The 14,682-nt window shown below is 30.3% G+C and carries 17 protein-coding genes; 7 read left to right on the forward strand and 10 right to left on the reverse strand.

Annotated features, from left to right (window positions below):
* Positions 1 to 66 precede the first annotated feature (66 nt).
* Complete coding sequence (locus tag DIS07_RS06735) at positions 67 to 2,082, reverse strand: M3 family metallopeptidase (RefSeq protein ID WP_109404452.1); 2,016 nt, start codon at positions 2,080 to 2,082, stop codon at positions 67 to 69.
* A 198-nt stretch (positions 2,083 to 2,280) separates the two neighbouring features.
* On the opposite strand from DIS07_RS06735, the gene DIS07_RS06740 reads away from it, so the two are divergent.
* Positions 2,281 to 4,755 carry a LamG-like jellyroll fold domain-containing protein gene (locus tag DIS07_RS06740; RefSeq protein ID WP_109404453.1) on the forward strand — a complete coding sequence of 825 codons (2,475 nt, stop codon included), beginning with the start codon at positions 2,281 to 2,283 and terminating at the stop codon, positions 4,753 to 4,755.
* A 62-nt stretch (positions 4,756 to 4,817) separates the two neighbouring features.
* Here DIS07_RS06740 and purE read toward each other — a convergent pair whose 3' ends face one another.
* The 3 genes from purE to DIS07_RS06755 are packed head-to-tail and all read right to left on the reverse strand — an operon-like array spanning position 4,818 to position 6,982.
* The gene (gene purE / locus DIS07_RS06745; protein WP_109404454.1) at positions 4,818 to 5,297 is read right to left on the reverse strand and encodes a 5-(carboxyamino)imidazole ribonucleotide mutase; all 480 of its coding nucleotides are present in this window, start codon (positions 5,295 to 5,297) and stop codon (positions 4,818 to 4,820) included.
* Positions 5,298 to 5,349: 52 nt separating this feature from the next.
* On the reverse strand, positions 5,350 to 6,513 hold the full coding sequence (locus DIS07_RS06750; protein WP_109404455.1) for a 5-(carboxyamino)imidazole ribonucleotide synthase: 1,164 nt from the start codon (positions 6,511 to 6,513) through the stop codon (positions 5,350 to 5,352).
* Positions 6,514 to 6,568: 55 nt separating this feature from the next.
* Positions 6,569 to 6,982 (reverse strand): Rieske 2Fe-2S domain-containing protein, encoded by a 414-nt coding sequence (locus DIS07_RS06755; RefSeq protein WP_109404456.1) that lies wholly within the window; start codon positions 6,980 to 6,982, stop codon positions 6,569 to 6,571.
* A 113-nt stretch (positions 6,983 to 7,095) separates the two neighbouring features.
* Between DIS07_RS06755 and greA the strand changes: the two genes are divergently transcribed.
* The 3 genes from greA to DIS07_RS06770 all read left to right on the forward strand — a co-directional run bounded on the left by greA (position 7,096) and on the right by DIS07_RS06770 (position 8,306).
* Entirely contained in the window at positions 7,096 to 7,569 is a 474-nt protein-coding gene (gene greA / locus DIS07_RS06760; RefSeq protein ID WP_181374554.1) for a transcription elongation factor GreA, read from the forward strand.
* 162 nt (positions 7,570 to 7,731) lie between these two features.
* Positions 7,732 to 8,118: an HIT family protein gene (locus DIS07_RS06765; RefSeq protein WP_109404458.1), complete on the forward strand. Its 387-nt coding sequence runs from the start codon at positions 7,732 to 7,734 to the stop codon at positions 8,116 to 8,118.
* 5 nt (positions 8,119 to 8,123) lie between these two features.
* The gene (locus DIS07_RS06770) at positions 8,124 to 8,306 is read left to right on the forward strand and encodes a hypothetical protein (RefSeq protein WP_109404459.1); all 183 of its coding nucleotides are present in this window, start codon (positions 8,124 to 8,126) and stop codon (positions 8,304 to 8,306) included.
* On the opposite strand, the gene DIS07_RS06775 is transcribed toward DIS07_RS06770, so the two are convergent.
* Complete coding sequence (locus DIS07_RS06775; protein WP_109404460.1) at positions 8,303 to 9,454, reverse strand: sensor histidine kinase; 1,152 nt, start codon at positions 9,452 to 9,454, stop codon at positions 8,303 to 8,305. The two genes, DIS07_RS06770 and DIS07_RS06775, sit on opposite strands and share 4 nt — an antisense overlap.
* Positions 9,455 to 9,532: 78 nt before the next feature.
* Between DIS07_RS06775 and DIS07_RS06780 the strand changes: the two genes are divergently transcribed.
* Positions 9,533 to 10,393: a flavin reductase family protein gene (locus DIS07_RS06780; RefSeq protein ID WP_109404461.1), complete on the forward strand. Its 861-nt coding sequence runs from the start codon at positions 9,533 to 9,535 to the stop codon at positions 10,391 to 10,393.
* Positions 10,394 to 10,398: 5 nt separating this feature from the next.
* Entirely contained in the window at positions 10,399 to 10,767 is a 369-nt protein-coding gene (locus DIS07_RS06785) for a DUF3127 domain-containing protein (protein ID WP_109404575.1), read from the forward strand.
* A gap of 134 nt (positions 10,768 to 10,901) precedes the next feature.
* Here DIS07_RS06785 and DIS07_RS06790 read toward each other — a convergent pair whose 3' ends face one another.
* Together DIS07_RS06790 and DIS07_RS06795 are read right to left on the reverse strand one after the other, a co-directional pair.
* Entirely contained in the window at positions 10,902 to 11,141 is a 240-nt protein-coding gene (locus DIS07_RS06790) for a DUF1456 family protein (RefSeq protein WP_109404462.1), read from the reverse strand.
* Positions 11,142 to 11,159: 18 nt separating this feature from the next.
* Positions 11,160 to 11,783 (reverse strand): YqaA family protein, encoded by a 624-nt coding sequence (locus DIS07_RS06795; protein ID WP_109404463.1) that lies wholly within the window; start codon positions 11,781 to 11,783, stop codon positions 11,160 to 11,162.
* Between the two features lie 122 nt (positions 11,784 to 11,905).
* Between DIS07_RS06795 and aat the strand changes: the two genes are divergently transcribed.
* Complete coding sequence (aat, locus tag DIS07_RS06800) at positions 11,906 to 12,532, forward strand: leucyl/phenylalanyl-tRNA--protein transferase (RefSeq protein WP_109404464.1); 627 nt, start codon at positions 11,906 to 11,908, stop codon at positions 12,530 to 12,532.
* A 292-nt stretch (positions 12,533 to 12,824) separates the two neighbouring features.
* On the opposite strand, the gene DIS07_RS06805 is transcribed toward aat, so the two are convergent.
* From DIS07_RS06805 to DIS07_RS06815, 3 genes are all read right to left on the reverse strand, one after another.
* Complete coding sequence (locus tag DIS07_RS06805) at positions 12,825 to 13,022, reverse strand: YgaP family membrane protein (RefSeq protein WP_394340965.1); 198 nt, start codon at positions 13,020 to 13,022, stop codon at positions 12,825 to 12,827.
* Positions 13,023 to 13,101: 79 nt separating this feature from the next.
* Positions 13,102 to 13,728: a Crp/Fnr family transcriptional regulator gene (locus DIS07_RS06810; protein WP_109404466.1), complete on the reverse strand. Its 627-nt coding sequence runs from the start codon at positions 13,726 to 13,728 to the stop codon at positions 13,102 to 13,104.
* A 3-nt stretch (positions 13,729 to 13,731) separates the two neighbouring features.
* A complete protein-coding gene (locus tag DIS07_RS06815; RefSeq protein WP_109404467.1) occupies positions 13,732 to 14,601 on the reverse strand; it encodes a cation diffusion facilitator family transporter in 870 nt (289 codons plus the stop codon).
* Between the last annotated feature and the right edge of the window lie 81 nt (positions 14,602 to 14,682).

The following is a 14,682-nucleotide window of genomic DNA, read 5'->3' on the forward strand; positions in this document are numbered from 1 at the left end:
AAATGAAAATTCGATTTTATAAAAAAGTATGTTAATCTAGTATTAAGCTTAGTTGAAAACTGTAAACTAAATTAACCCAGCACGTTTTAATAAAGCATCTGGTTTTGGTTCTTGTCCTCTAAAGCGTTTGTATAACGTCATCGGTTTTTCTGTTCCACCTTTTGAGAGTATATTTTCTTTAAATTTTGTTGCAATTTCTTTATTAAAAATTCCTTCTTTTAAAAAGTACTCAAAAGCATCAGCATCTAAAACTTCTGCCCATTTGTAAGAATAATACCCAGAAGAATATCCACCCTGAAAAATATGAGAAAATGCAGTGCTCATACAGTTTTCTAAAACATCAGGATATAATTTTGTGTCTGCAAAAGCTTTATTTTCAAACTCTTTTACAGATTTTATTTCCGAAGGATTTTGAGCATGCCACTGCATATCTAACAGACCAAAACTTAATTGTCGTAAGGTTTGCATTCCTTCGTGAAAACTTGCTGATTCTTTTATTTTCTCTACATATTTCATAGGGATAACTTCTCCTGTTTTGTAATGTTTTGCAAAGATTTCTAAAGCTTCTTTTTCGTAACACCAGTTTTCTAAAACCTGACTTGGTAATTCCACAAAATCCCAAGAAACGGATGTCCCTGATAAACTGTTGTATGTTGTATTTGCTAACATTCCATGTAACGCATGACCAAACTCGTGAAACAATGTGGTAACCTCATTAAAAGTTAATAAAGAAGGTTTTGTTTCGGTTGGTTTGGTAAAATTACACACAATAGAAACGTGAGGTCTTTCGTTTATTCCGTTTTTAATTTGCTGAGGTTTATAAGAGGTCATCCACGCTCCATTACGTTTACCTTTTCTTGGATGAAAATCTGCATAAAAAATAGCAATAAAATTATTTTCAGAATCAGTTACATTATATGTTTTAACGTCTTTGTGATATTTATCAATATTTAAAATTTCTTCAAAATTTAAATCAAATAAGCGATTTGCTATTTCAAAAACACCATTAATTACATTCTCTAATTTAAAATAGGGCTTTAATAATTCTTGGTCTAAATCAAAAATTTCTTTCTTTAATTTTTCTGAATAATAAGCGCCATCCCATTTTTGAAGCCGATCAATTCCATCTAATTTTTTAGCGTAATTCTCTAATTTTTTAAACTCTCTAAGTGCAGCAGGTTTTGCTTTTGCTAATAAATCATTAGAAAACTTAAAAACAGTTTCTGGTGTTTCTGCCATTCTTTCTTCCAAGACAAAGTGAGAATGAGTTTTATAGCCTAATAGATTAGCTCTTTGATGACGTAGGTTAACTATATCTAAAACAATTTGCTCATTATTAAAATCATTGTCTTGAAATGCCTTTTTACCAGCAGCAATTGCCATTTTTTTGCGCAATTCTCTATTGTCAGCATAGGTTAAAAAAGGAATATAACTTGGGTAATCTAAAGTAAAAACCCAACCCTCTTTTTCTTTTGATTTGGCCACTTCTTTAGCAGCTTCTTTTACACTTCCTGGTAAGCCAGATAAATCTTTTATGTCAGTTAAATGTAATTCAAAAGCATTGGTTTCTGCTAAAACATTTTCACCAAATTTTAGAGAAAGCTTAGAAAGTTTTGCATCAATTTCACGAAGTTGAATTTTATCATTCTCATTTAAATTAGCTCCATTTCTAGCAAAACCTTTGTATTGTTTTTCTAGCAACATTTGTTGTTCTGGTGTTAAATCTAAGTTTTTACCGTTGTCATAAACTGATTTTACGCGCTGAAACAATTTTTCATTTAAAGTAATATCATTTCTAAATTCGCTTAACCAAGGAGAAATTTCTTGTGCTATTTTCTGAATTTCATCATTAGTTTCAGCTGAGTTTAAATTGAAAAAGATTGACGAAATCCTATTCAGTTTTTCTCCTGTAAAATCTAAAGCTACTGTTGTGTTATCGAATGTTGGTGCTTCTAAATTATTTACGATTTCATCTATTTCATTTTTAGCATGTTCAATTGCTTTATGGATAGCTGGCTTGTAATCATTATTAGAAATCTTAGAAAAAGGTGCTGTATTAAAGTCGTTTAAAAGTGGGTTCATATTTTTTATATATAAAAAAGGTCAAATATAATTATTAATAGAACAGATTTAAGTTTAACTAAAATAATTATCCATTTATCGACAAATTCACTTGTTTAGTCTAAAAAATATTATGCACGCATAGTATAACGCTAATTTTGTAACGTTAAATAGACTATTGTCGATATTAAAAAAAACAATAGTATAAAAGAAAAGATTATGAAGTTTATAAAAAGAAGTTTATCTATTTTAATATTATTAGTTTCACAATTAGTAGTAGCTCAAATACCTTGTAGTTCTGGGTTTAATGCAAATGGTACAAACGATTATATTACTATACCAAATACAGATGCCATTAACTTACAAAATACAAGAAATAGAACTGTAGAATTTTGGTTTAAACCTGATGATATAAATACAAGACAAGTATTGTATGAAGAAGGAGCACAAGTAAATGTAATCATGTTTTTTATAGAAAACGGAAGAGTTTATGCAGGAGCCTACAGAAATAACGCAACTTCTAATGCTAATAGACGTTTTTTTAGATCAGCTATTGGAGATATCGAAGTTGGAAAATGGAGTCATATCGCACTAACGTTAACAGATTCTCCTTCTTTAACACTCAAATGGTTTTTAGATGGGGTAGAAAAAGATTCACAGAATGGATTACAAGTAAATACACACTCTGGAGATATTGCAATAGGAAGAAATGGTGGAAATATTAGATTTCCTTCTAGTCTTACCAATAATTGGACTTCAAGTTCTATTGGTAGTTCAACATCTCAAACCTACAATTCAGGATTTACTGGTCAAACGAATACCGATTATAATTTTGATGGAAATATTTCTTTACTAAGAATTTGGAATGTTGCTAGAACTCAAACTCAAATAGACACCAATAAATCAACACTTTTAACAACCGGAATAAGTTTAGTAGCATATCAAGAAGGAGACCAAATGAGGTATGAGGCTAATAATACATCAACAATTGGAGGAACTGCAACAGCCACAGGAAGTGGAACAACTTATACTTGGTCTGGAACAACTTCTACAGATTTTGGGAATAATGCCAATTGGGTTGGAAACGCACCTGATGTAACTAAAACACAAACGGTAACAATAAATAATGGTTCTAACAATCCAAGTATTACATCAGAGATAAATATTGGTAGGTTAACAGTTGATGCTGGTGCAGAAGTAATTGTTCAAAATGGGGCAACTTTAAACGTGTTTTATGAGCTAACCAATAATGGAAAAATTACAGTTGAAGATGGAGGAGCGTTAATTTATCACGCTTGTGATGCAGCAATTGCTGGATCTGGGACTTTTGATATTAAAAGAGTTACTCCAACTTATAATAGTCAATATTTTTATTCATATTGGAGTTCACCAATTGTCGAAGCAAATGCATCTCCAAGCACAATTTTTTCAGATGCTCCAGTAATTTATTCTTTTGCCGCAAGTTCAGAAGATTCTGATTGGGCATACAACGGAGCTGCAAATTTTAAACCTGGAGTAGGTTATGCTATAAGAAGCGAAAACAATGGAGGTCAGTTAAGAACTTTTTCTGGTAAAATAAATGAAGGAGATGTAAAAGTAAATGTTTTTTACAGCTCTAATTTCGAAAGCGAAGACCCAAATAATGTTTGGTCAACTGCAGGAGATAATTTAGTAGGTAATCCTTATGCATCTGCAATAGATTGGGATTTAGTTATTGCTGATACCGATAATTCTAATATAGAAGGTACAATTTACTTCTGGAATCAAAATACTGTAGAAACAGGAGACAATAATGTTTCTGATTATCTACAATATAATAGTACTGGTGGAGCATCACCCGGAGTTACAGGTAAAATAGGTACTGGTCAAGGGTTTTTTGTAAGAACAACTGCAAACAGTACTATTACTTTTAAAACAACTCATCAAATTGCTGCTAACAATAACCAATTCTTTAAAGGTGTATCAAAAAATACCACTCCAAAAAAAGAAGGAAGGTCTTGGTTTACTTTTAATAGAGGAGATAAAACAAATACATTGTTGGTAGGTTTTTTAGAAGGAGCAACAAATAGATACGATAGAACATTTGATGCACCCTTTGACATCAATCAGAAATCATTAGGATTTTATTCGGTAGTAAGAGATGGTAAAAAAGCATCTATTCAAGGTTTACCCAAATTAAGAAGAGCTAAAAAAGTAGTAAAAATAGGATATGTAGTAGATCAGGTTGGGGAATATTCAATAGGAATTCAAGAAGAGCATATCGATGAAGATTATTATATTTATTTAAGAGATACTGAGAAAAAAATTACTACAGATTTAAGAAAAAGAAAGTATATATTTAATATAGATTCTATTGGAGAAAATAATACAAGATTTAAATTAGTATATACTAAAAAGAGAAGAAAGGCATCAAATTTAAAATCAACAGGAAAACAATCCGTTTTTGTTGAAGAAGTTGATTCTAAAGATTTTACTGTATATGTTGATGGAGCAAAAGAATTAATAGTAGAGTACGATTTTGACGTAGATAATGTAAAAGAAGTCTCTCTCTATAACATTCAAGGAAGAAAAGTAGCTACTTTTAGTGGTCAACAGGCAAAAAATATTTCTAATTTAAAATCTGGAATTTATATAGTGAATGCCATTTTAATAGACAATAGAGTATTAAATAAAAAAATGGTGATTTCTAATTAATATACAAGAAATCTCAAAACAAAAAACTCATGAGTATACTCATGAGTTTTTTGTTTTAGTAACTATTTTCTCACCCGTTCAGAAGCTTTTTCAACTTTTAGCTTTAATCCTTCTTTAAAAGCAATAATTTTATCTAAAACACATTTATCTGAAGCACCAATAATTTGCGCAGCTAAAATACCCGCATTTTTTGCACCGTCTAAAGCAACAGTAGCTACTGGAACACCACCAGGCATTTGCAAAATTGATAAAACTGAATCCCAACCATCAATAGAATTTCTGCTTTTTACAGGAACTCCAATTACTGGTAAGGGACTCATAGATGCAACCATGCCTGGTAAATGAGCTGCACCTCCTGCACCGGCAATAATAACTTTTATACCTCTAGTATGTGCATTTTTAGAATAGTCAAATAATTTTTCTGGAGTTCTATGAGCAGATACAATATCTACTTCAATTTGAATGTCCATACTTTCTAAAACATCAATTGCTTCTTGCATGATTGGAAGATCTGAATCACTTCCCATTATTATTCCTACCATATTTTTTAATTGTCACTAATCAATCACCATTGATAACTTATTAGTGTAGCTGTTAATTGTTTTTACTAATTACCTTAATAGTTTCTTTAACTTCTTGAGCAATTTCTCTTGCTTTATCAATATCTTTATTTACTATAGTAACATGTCCCATTTTTCTAAAAGGACGCGTTTCTTTTTTTCCATAAATATGAGGTGTAACTCCGTCTATTTTTAAAATATCATTTAAATTTTCGTAGATTACATCGCCAGAAAAACCTTCTGCACCTACTAAGTTTACCATAATTCCTGCAACTTTACTATCAGTGTTTCCTAAAGGAAGATTTAAAATACTTCGTAAATGTTGTTCAAATTGATTGGTATAACTTGCTTCAATTGAATAATGTCCAGAGTTGTGAGGTCTGGGTGCAACTTCGTTGACTAAAATATCATTATTCTTGGTTTGAAACATCTCTACCGCCAATAAACCAACAAAATCTAATTCTTTTACTACTTTTAATGCAACTGCTCTTGCTTTATCTGCAACTTTAGAATCTATTCTTGCAGGACAAATAACATATTCTACTTGATTTGCCTCTGGGTGAAATTCCATTTCTACAACTGGATAGGTGGTAGTCTCACCATCAGAATTTCTTGCTACAATTACCGCCAATTCGTTTTTAAAAGGAATCAGTTTTTCTGTAATACATTCTACATTAGGCAAACTATTTAAATCGTCAAGATTTCTTACAATTTTCACACCATTTCCATCATATCCAAAACGAGCTGCTTTCCAAACAAAAGGAAAATCAATTATATCATTTTCTAATGTATGTCTTAACTCTTCTAAATATGCATAATGAGAAAAAGGAGCAGTTGGAATTTGATGGTCGACATAAAAATTTTTCTGTCTTGCTTTACTTTGAATTACTCTTAAATCTTTTGGTTTTGGGAAGATAGTTAAACCTTCACTTTCTAATTTATCTAAAGCATCAAGATTAACATTTTCGATTTCTATGGTTAATAGATCTACGGTTTTTCCAAAATTGTAAACAGCATCAAAATCTAATAAATCTCCAACAACAAAAGTGTTGCAAATTTCTGCACAAGGTGCATTTTTGTTGCCGTCTAAAATTGAAGTATGAATATCAAATTTTTGAGTTTCAGCCAATAGCATTCTTCCTAATTGACCACCACCCAATACGCCTAATTTAAAATCTGAAGAAAAGTAGTTTTTCACGATTGATAAAGTTGTGTTTTGGCAAAAATACAGAACAGGATTTAAGTAATCTAATTTAATTCCTTATTTCAAGTGCTTCATTTCCTTTTAAGGAAACTGAATACATAAGCATACTACAACCTTCTTGATTAATGGGTCTTCCGCCTTCTAAATAATTGTATTCAATATTGTGACATTCACATATGATTTTTGGAAGATTTAATTTTAAAGGTTTGTTACAATTTCTTTCAGGGCATTCCAAATCAAATGCTATAAAGTTTGATGCATTATTACGAATAATATGTATATTTCTACCATTTATTGTAGCTGTTACACTTAATCCATCTATATTAAGATTTTGATAAGCTGGTAACCTAAGATTTAAGATTTCAAAAATATTTATTCCTGTAAAACAATCATTTATTTGAGTATTGTCTGAACAAGAAAAACTCATAACTAAAAACCAAAAAACCAATATTTTTTTAATCATAATATACCTTCGTTTCAATAAAAACGATGACAAGTTACAAATATTTTGTACATTTGCATTCTAATCTCATTCCTATTTTGGTAATGGGATTTTTAAATTTTAAAAATAAGAGTATGAGCAATGTATCGTATTATTCTGCAGAAGGATTAAAGAAATTGAAAGACGAATTGGCGCAATTGGAACAAGTTGAAAGACCAAGAGTAACACAAGAAATTGCAGACGCAAGAGATAAAGGTGATTTGAGTGAAAACGCAGAATATCACGCAGCAAAAGAAGAACAATCGCATTTAGAAACTAAGATTGCTAAGTTGAAAAATGTGGTAGCCAATGCACGTATTTTAGATGAATCTCAATTAGATACTTCTAAAATATTAATCCATTCTAACGTAATTATTAAAAATACTATTAACGGAATGGAGTTTAAATACAGATTGGTAGCAGATTCAGAAACTGATGTTAGAAATGGAAAGTTATCTGTAAATTCTCCAATTGGTAAAGGTTTGTTGGGAAAAAAAGTTGGAGAAATTGCAGAAATTCAGGTTCCAAGTGGAATTATGAAATTTGAAATTATAGATATCTCTCGATAAGTTTTTACCAGTAGTAATCTTTTTTCAAATTAATAGGATTACTTTATTATATTCGCAATCATAAATAGTATTATTTATAAATTCGGGTTTTGGCATCGCCAAAACCCGAATTCTTTTTTATATTTACTTAATTACTTAAAATTCGAATTTAGAACTTAAAAAATGAGCATATTTACTAAAATAATTAATGGAGAAATCCCTTGTTACAAAGTGGCAGAAAATGATGATTTTATTGCTTTTTTAGATATTAATCCAAATGCAAAAGGCCACACTTTAGTTGTTCCCAAAAAAGAAGAAAACAAAATTTTTGACTTGCCAAGAGATGAATATTTGACACTAATGGGTTTCTCATATAAAGTAGCTAAAGCATTAGAAAAGACGGTTTCTTGTGATAGAATTGGAATGAGCGTTATTGGCTTAGAAGTTCCTCATGTACATGTACATTTAATTCCGATAAATAATATGGCAGATATGCAATTTATGAAGAAGGAAAAATTAACCAATGAAGAGTTTGTTGCTTTGGCTAATAAAATTGGAAGCAATTTTTAATATAAATGAAAAAGTGGGTAAAAGTAGGTTTGATTTGGGGTATAATTATGTTTGTAATAATGACATTTATTTTTCCTTATTTTGATAAAGAAGAAATAACAACAAAAAGAATATTATTAGGAATTATAATATGGACTATTGCAGGATTATTCTTTGGTTTTTCAATGAGAAAAAATTTTAAGCGCTAAATCTTATTTAACAAAATTTCAAAAGTAGTTCCTTTTCCAATCTCAGATTTTTGTACAAATATTTTACCATTGTGGTAATCTTCTACAATTCTTTTAGATAGTGATAAACCTAAGCCCCAACCACGCTTTTTAGTGGTAAAACCTGGTTTAAAAATTTGTTTGAATAGTTTCTTTGGCATTCCTTTTCCTGTGTCAGTAACTGTAATTTTTACTTTTTTAGGAGTATTTTCAATATTTAATTTGAGTTCTCCTTTTCCTAACATTGCATCAATAGCGTTTTTGATAAGATTTTCTATCACCCAACCAAACAGTTCTGTGTTTAGCTTTGTGTGAATTTCATTATTAGTAGTTAGAAAAGTAAACGAAATTTGTTTAGAACTACGAGATTCTAGATAATCAAAAGCTTGTTTAGAAATGCTAACAATATTTTCTTTTTTCAATTCCGGAACAGAACCAATTTTAGAAAAACGATTGGCAATGGTATTTAATCTATTTACATCTTTTTCGATTTCTTCTATGTAAGTTTCATCAACATTTTCGGTTTTTAAAATAGCAATCCAACCCAACAAAGAAGACAAAGGAGTACCAATTTGATGTGCAGTTTCTTTTGCCATTCCTGTCCATAGTTTGTTTGTCTCAGAAGCTTTGTTAGAACTGTAAAATAAGTAAACTACCGATAAGAAAAGTATTAAAATTAAGACTAATGCAAGTGGGTAATAAGTAAGTTTGTTTAACAAATCAGAATTACCATAGTATACAAATTGTTTTTCGTTTTGTAAATAATTTATTTCGATGGGTTTATTTTCATCTTTCATCAAAACTAATTGCCTTTTAAGATAAGCTTCATTTTTTGCTTTGATACTATCTAAATTTCTTGAATCTATGATTATACCGTTTTTATCAGTTAAAATCATTGGAATATTTTTAATTTTTTCAAAAACTTTGGTTTCAAGATTAAAATCGGCATTTAAATCATCATTTATAGCAAATTCTTTAATGGCAGATGCAAAAATTTCCATTTTAGCCCGCTCATCAATCTTGAATTTTTGGAAAAAAATGTAAGTATTCCATAAAATTAAAGAAACAATTATCAACGAAATAAAGATAGCTAATCGCTTGTATAAAGTACTGTTTGTTAAAAAGTTCATTAAAACAAATATAAAGTTTTCCTGTATATAACTCGTTTAAAGATTTGATAGTATCTTTACCTATGTAAAAATTTATTTATGCTTTCGATTCATCCAAAAGAGATTTCTACCCAAAAATTACATGGTTATTTATTAGGAGCAATTGCACCAAGACCCATTGCTTTTGCTAGCACTATAGATGCTGATGGAAATCCGAATTTATCACCATTTTCGTTTTTTAATGTGTTTGGTTCTAATCCCCCAATACTAATATTTTCACCGGCAAGAAGAGTTAGAGATAATACAACAAAACATACTTTAGAGAATGCTTTGGCTACAAAAGAAGTAGTAATAAATGTGGTGAATTATGATATTGTGCAACAAATGTCTTTGAGTTCTACAGAATATCCTGAAGGGGTGAATGAATTTGAAAAAGCAGGATTTAAAATGTTGCCTTCAGATAAAATTAAACCTTTTAGAGTGGCAGAATCTCCAGTACAATTTGAGTGTAAGGTAAATGATGTAATTTTTACAGGTGATGAAGGTGGAGCAGGAAATTTAATTGTTTGTGAAGTGGTAAAAATCCATATTAATGAGGCTATTTTAGATGAAAACGGAAGCATAGATCAACATAAAATTGATTTGGTAGCAAGGGCAGGAGGAAGCTATTATTCGAGAGCTAGAGATGGATTTTTTGAAATTCCAAAACCCATTTCAACTTTAGGAATTGGCGTTGATCAAATTCCATCAGAAATTAGAAATAGTACTATTTTAACAGGAAATAATTTAGGGATGTTGGGTAATGTAGAGCAATTACCATCAACAGAAACTGTTAATAACTTTGGGAAAGAACATCCTGAATTTATTGGATTAGAACCCACAAAAAAACATACATTTGCTCAAGAGTATTTAAAAAAGAATGATGTAGAAAGTGCTTGGAAAGTACTTTTATTAAATTAGAAATTATGGAAGTTATTGGTAAAATAAAAATTATTGGAGACGTTCAAACGTTTGGATCTAACGGATTTAGAAAAAGAGAATTAGTAGTTACAACTGATGAACAATATCCACAAATGATAATGATTGAGTTTGTACAAGACAAAACAGATTTGTTAAACAATTACTCAGTTGGACAAGATGTAAAAGTTTCTATTAATTTAAGAGGTAGAGAGTGGATTAATCCACAAGGAGAAGCTAAATACTTTAACTCTATTCAAGGATGGAGAATTGAAAACATAGGTCAAGCGGCAGCTCCAAGTAATTTACCGCCTGTAGATCAATTTCAGCCAGCATCTAACGTTTCTAACGAAGAACCAGATGATTTACCATTCTAATTAGAGGTAAGACTGTTAGAAGCAAGAATAAAGATAAAAGAGTATAAACTAAATGTAGTTTATACTCTTTTTTATTTGTTGTCTTTTATCTATTTTATAAAAATGAAGTGGTCTTAAAATATAAAAAAAGAAGTTTACTTCTTTTTTTCAGGCATTGGCCCACGCAAGTGAATAATTAATCCGTTTAAAAAGTTTCGCAAAAACTGATCTCCGCATTCCATATACTTAGGGTGATCTTCTTTTCTAAAAATTGCTCCTAATTCTCCTTTAGTAACTTTAAAATCTACTAAAGCACAAATATCTATAATATCTGTATCACGAAGTTTATGCGCTACTCGTAATTTTTTAAAAACGTCGTTATTTGTTAATCCCATTTTGTAAATGTAACTATTTTAAGTGACTACTTTAAAAATTGCCCAAGCATAAATTGCAAACCTTGCAAAACGAAACAATCCAAATAAAACTACATTTTTAAAAGGATATTTAATCATACCTGCAGCCATACAAGAAATAGAAAAAGGAACAGGTAATAAAGCACCAACCAAAATTAGAAAGCCACCCCATTTTTTAGAATTTTTTAGATGTTTTGCCATTTTAACTTCTAAATAGTTTTTAACTGCCTCGATTTTTAATGCCAGTTTTCCAATAAAATAAGATAATAAACCACCTACATAAGATAGTGTTGCTAAAATGGATAAATTTAAAATTGGTTCAGGAGTTTTTTTTGTCCAGGCTATGAAAATCTCTGGCGGAACTAACCCTAATAAAGTTTCCGAGGTAAAAAAGAATGTAAATATTCCTGGTCTAGAAAATGTTTCTGTAATCGATTCTAAGCCTTCGTTAATATTATAAACGTATCTATTAATAAGAAAAAGACCTACAACAACCGAAAGAATGGGAATAAAAGCTTTTTTTACACTTTCCCATATAAACATATAAAAACCAGTTCTAGAGTAGTAAAAGTGCATTAATTTTGCTCTTTCCTTTTTAGTTTTTATTCTTTTTTTCTTGGTCATTGTATTTTTTATTGTTTTTACAAACAGTCTGCAAAAATAACGACTTCTGCCGTATAAATGTTAAAATAAAATCAGATTAACGATTTTTTATGAATTTAGTACTTTCGTGATAAAAAAATAGTATGATTTGGTTGTCAGATAACATTGCTTTTCCTCCTTATGAGTTTACCACAGATGATGGTATTATTGCTCTAGGTGGAGATTTATCTGAAGAACGCCTAATTTATGCCTACAAAAACGGAATTTTCCCTTGGTATTCTGAAGGCGAACCAATTGTTTGGTATTGCCCACATGATAGAATGGTTTTGTTTCCTGATGATTTAAAAGTATCTAAATCGATGCGAAATATCATCAATAGAAACCAATTTGTTATTACAGAAAACTCAGTTTTTAATGAAGTGATTTACAATTGCAAAAGCATCGATAGAAATGATGGTTTTGGTACTTGGATTACAAATGATATGCAGCAAGCTTACATTAATTTACACCAAAAAGGAATTGCAAAATCCATTGAAGTTTGGTTAGATAATGAATTGGTTGGTGGTTTATACGGATTAGAAATAAACAATATTTTTTGCGGAGAAAGTATGTTTAGCAAAGTGTCTAATGCTTCTAAATTAGCTTTTATTCATTTGGTAAAAAAGAAAAATTACAAATTGATAGATTGCCAAGTGTATAATGAGCATTTGGCAAGTTTAGGAGCTAATGAAGTAGACAGAGATCTGTTTTTGAAGATTTTAAAGGGTTGATTTTTAAAATTAGCTAACGGTTTGTGTATGAGCAGTAGCGGATTTTTAACCGCTATGTTTTCAGATAGCAAGATACTTATTTAAACGCAAAAACGGTTCAAGTATGCACTCAAACCGCTATTGCTTATACACGTCTTAAGTTTGTCTTTTACTAATTTTGATATATAATCAGAAAGAATAAAAGAGAGAATTAAGGTTAATATACACGGTGAAGCTTTAGACTTCGACAACATTGGTAATCCTCTCTCTTTTCTACTTTTAAACACGTTCAGTTCTTTGTTGTGTGCTGCATTTATTTTTCTTTGATTTTACTAGTTTTAATTCCAAATGGTGCATAAAGTGGACAAAAGTTAATCACACTTGTTAAAACGAATACTCCTGCAAGTACCAATAAAATGATACCTAATGTACCTGATATTGTTCCTGTAAAATAAAGAATACAAACTATTGCAGCGATTATAACTCTTATAATTCTGTCTGCTGAACCCATATTTTTTGTCATAATTTTAATTTTTAAAAGATTACCTTACAAAGATAAATAGTCGTTTACAGCTATGCAGTGACTATAGTCACCATTCGTCAATAATTCTTATTTTACCTGAATTCTGTTCAACTTTCCCATCTGTTTCAAGCTTTTTTAATACTCTAGTAACTACTTCACGAGCAGTTCCTAATTCATTCGCTATTTGGGAATGACTCATATTTACAGAATTGTTATGACTTAATTCAGTTTTCTTTTTTAAATGGTCGAAAAGTCTTTTATCCATTTTGTCCAATAATAAGCTACCTATTGTGTCTAAAAGCTCCGAATATCTCAGATTAAACTGATTGTAGAAAAGTTCGTTAAAGTCAGGATATTCTTTTAACCAGGTAGGTAAAAAATGAACAGGTAATAAAAGGATGGTTGAATCTTCTTCCGTTTTTGCAAATACTTTGCTTGGTGTGTTTTTTAAAGCCGCATAAAAAGACATTACACAGCTTTGGGCAGGTTCAATGTAGTAGAGTAGTAATTCTTTCTCATCAAATCTAGAATAAACATTTATAAGACCATTAACGACAATAGGTAAAACTTTGACATACTGATGTTCCCTTAAAATTTCAGTTCCTTTTGGGAATTCCTTGAGGGTGGATTCTTGCAGTATTTTTTCAATCAGATCAGGTTTTAAAAAAGATAATATTCTTCTGTCAAGTTCCATTCTTTATTTATCTGGTTCAATGTGGATTAAGACGTGTCCTAAACTTGGTATTTCATTTCGTAAATGGTCCTTTAATTTATGTGCAATATCGTGCCCATCCTTAACAGAAATTACCCCATTAACTATTGCGTGTAAATCAACGTGGTATTTCATCCCTGCTTTTCGAATAAAACATTTCTCTGTACCAACTATACCTTTCACTTTTAAAGATTCTTCTCGAATTTCTTCCAATAGGTCATCATATAAATGCTCATCCATAACTTCTCCTAAAGCAGGTCTAAAAATCAAATAACTATTGTATAAAATAAAAGCAGAAGCTAATAAAGCTGCCCAATCGTCAGCAGTTTCATATCCTTTTCCGAAAATTAAAGCGATAGAAATTCCTATGAATGCCATAATTGAAGTAATTGCATCACTTCTATGGTGCCAAGCATCTGCCTTGAGTGAAGTACTATTTGTCTCCTTACTTTTTTTAATTACTATTCTAAAGGACACTTCTTTCCATATGATAATTGCACCAAGAACAATCAAAGTCCAAGATTTTGGAACCTTATGAGGTATCTGAATATTTTGAATGCTTTCATAGGCAATAATAGTTGCTGATGTTACAAGAAAAGCTACTACTAAGAATGTTATTAGCGGTTCAATTTTTCCGTGACCGTATGGATGATTTTTGTCTGCTGGTCGTTTGGCATATTTTAAACCAAATAGTACAAGTAGAGAAGAGAATATATCAGTTGTTGATTCTATTGCATCAGCGATGAGCGCATATGAATTACCAAAGAATCCTGAAAGCCCTTTAATCAAAGCTAAACTGGTGTTTCCAATTATGCTAAAATATGCAGTTCGTATTGCAGTTTGTTCGTTATTCATTCAGTTTTTCAGATTGTAAACAACTTAAGACGAATATGAGGTCGTTTTTAATGACTTATATTCGGCGTTAGCTAAGTTATA

This window comes from Polaribacter aquimarinus (genome assembly GCF_003129485.1).
GTDB lineage: Bacteria > Bacteroidota > Bacteroidia > Flavobacteriales > Flavobacteriaceae > Polaribacter > Polaribacter aquimarinus.

Excerpts from the sequence above, each read along its gene's own strand:
- DIS07_RS06755 (WP_109404456.1), bottom strand. The coding sequence starts at position 6,982 with ATGATTAAAAAAATATTGGTTTTTTGGTTTTTAGTTATGAGTTTTTCT.
- DIS07_RS06780 (WP_109404461.1), top strand. The coding sequence starts at position 9,533 with ATGCTTTCGATTCATCCAAAAGAGATTTCTACCCAAAAATTACATGGT.
- aat (WP_109404464.1), top strand. The coding sequence starts at position 11,906 with ATGATTTGGTTGTCAGATAACATTGCTTTTCCTCCTTATGAGTTTACC.
- DIS07_RS06775 (WP_109404460.1), bottom strand. The coding sequence starts at position 9,454 with ATGAACTTTTTAACAAACAGTACTTTATACAAGCGATTAGCTATCTTT.
- greA (WP_181374554.1), top strand. The coding sequence starts at position 7,096 with ATGAGCAATGTATCGTATTATTCTGCAGAAGGATTAAAGAAATTGAAA.
- DIS07_RS06735 (WP_109404452.1), bottom strand. The coding sequence starts at position 2,082 with ATGAACCCACTTTTAAACGACTTTAATACAGCACCTTTTTCTAAGATT.
- DIS07_RS06765 (WP_109404458.1), top strand. The coding sequence starts at position 7,732 with ATGAGCATATTTACTAAAATAATTAATGGAGAAATCCCTTGTTACAAA.
- DIS07_RS06805 (WP_394340965.1), bottom strand. The coding sequence starts at position 13,022 with ATGGGTTCAGCAGACAGAATTATAAGAGTTATAATCGCTGCAATAGTT.
- DIS07_RS06790 (WP_109404462.1), bottom strand. The coding sequence starts at position 11,141 with ATGGGATTAACAAATAACGACGTTTTTAAAAAATTACGAGTAGCGCAT.
- purE (WP_109404454.1), bottom strand. The coding sequence starts at position 5,297 with ATGGTAGGAATAATAATGGGAAGTGATTCAGATCTTCCAATCATGCAA.
- DIS07_RS06810 (WP_109404466.1), bottom strand. The coding sequence starts at position 13,728 with ATGGAACTTGACAGAAGAATATTATCTTTTTTAAAACCTGATCTGATT.
- DIS07_RS06770 (WP_109404459.1), top strand. The coding sequence starts at position 8,124 with ATGAAAAAGTGGGTAAAAGTAGGTTTGATTTGGGGTATAATTATGTTT.
- DIS07_RS06815 (WP_109404467.1), bottom strand. The coding sequence starts at position 14,601 with ATGAATAACGAACAAACTGCAATACGAACTGCATATTTTAGCATAATT.
- DIS07_RS06740 (WP_109404453.1), top strand. The coding sequence starts at position 2,281 with ATGAAGTTTATAAAAAGAAGTTTATCTATTTTAATATTATTAGTTTCA.
- DIS07_RS06785 (WP_109404575.1), top strand. The coding sequence starts at position 10,399 with ATGGAAGTTATTGGTAAAATAAAAATTATTGGAGACGTTCAAACGTTT.
- DIS07_RS06795 (WP_109404463.1), bottom strand. The coding sequence starts at position 11,783 with ATGACCAAGAAAAAAAGAATAAAAACTAAAAAGGAAAGAGCAAAATTA.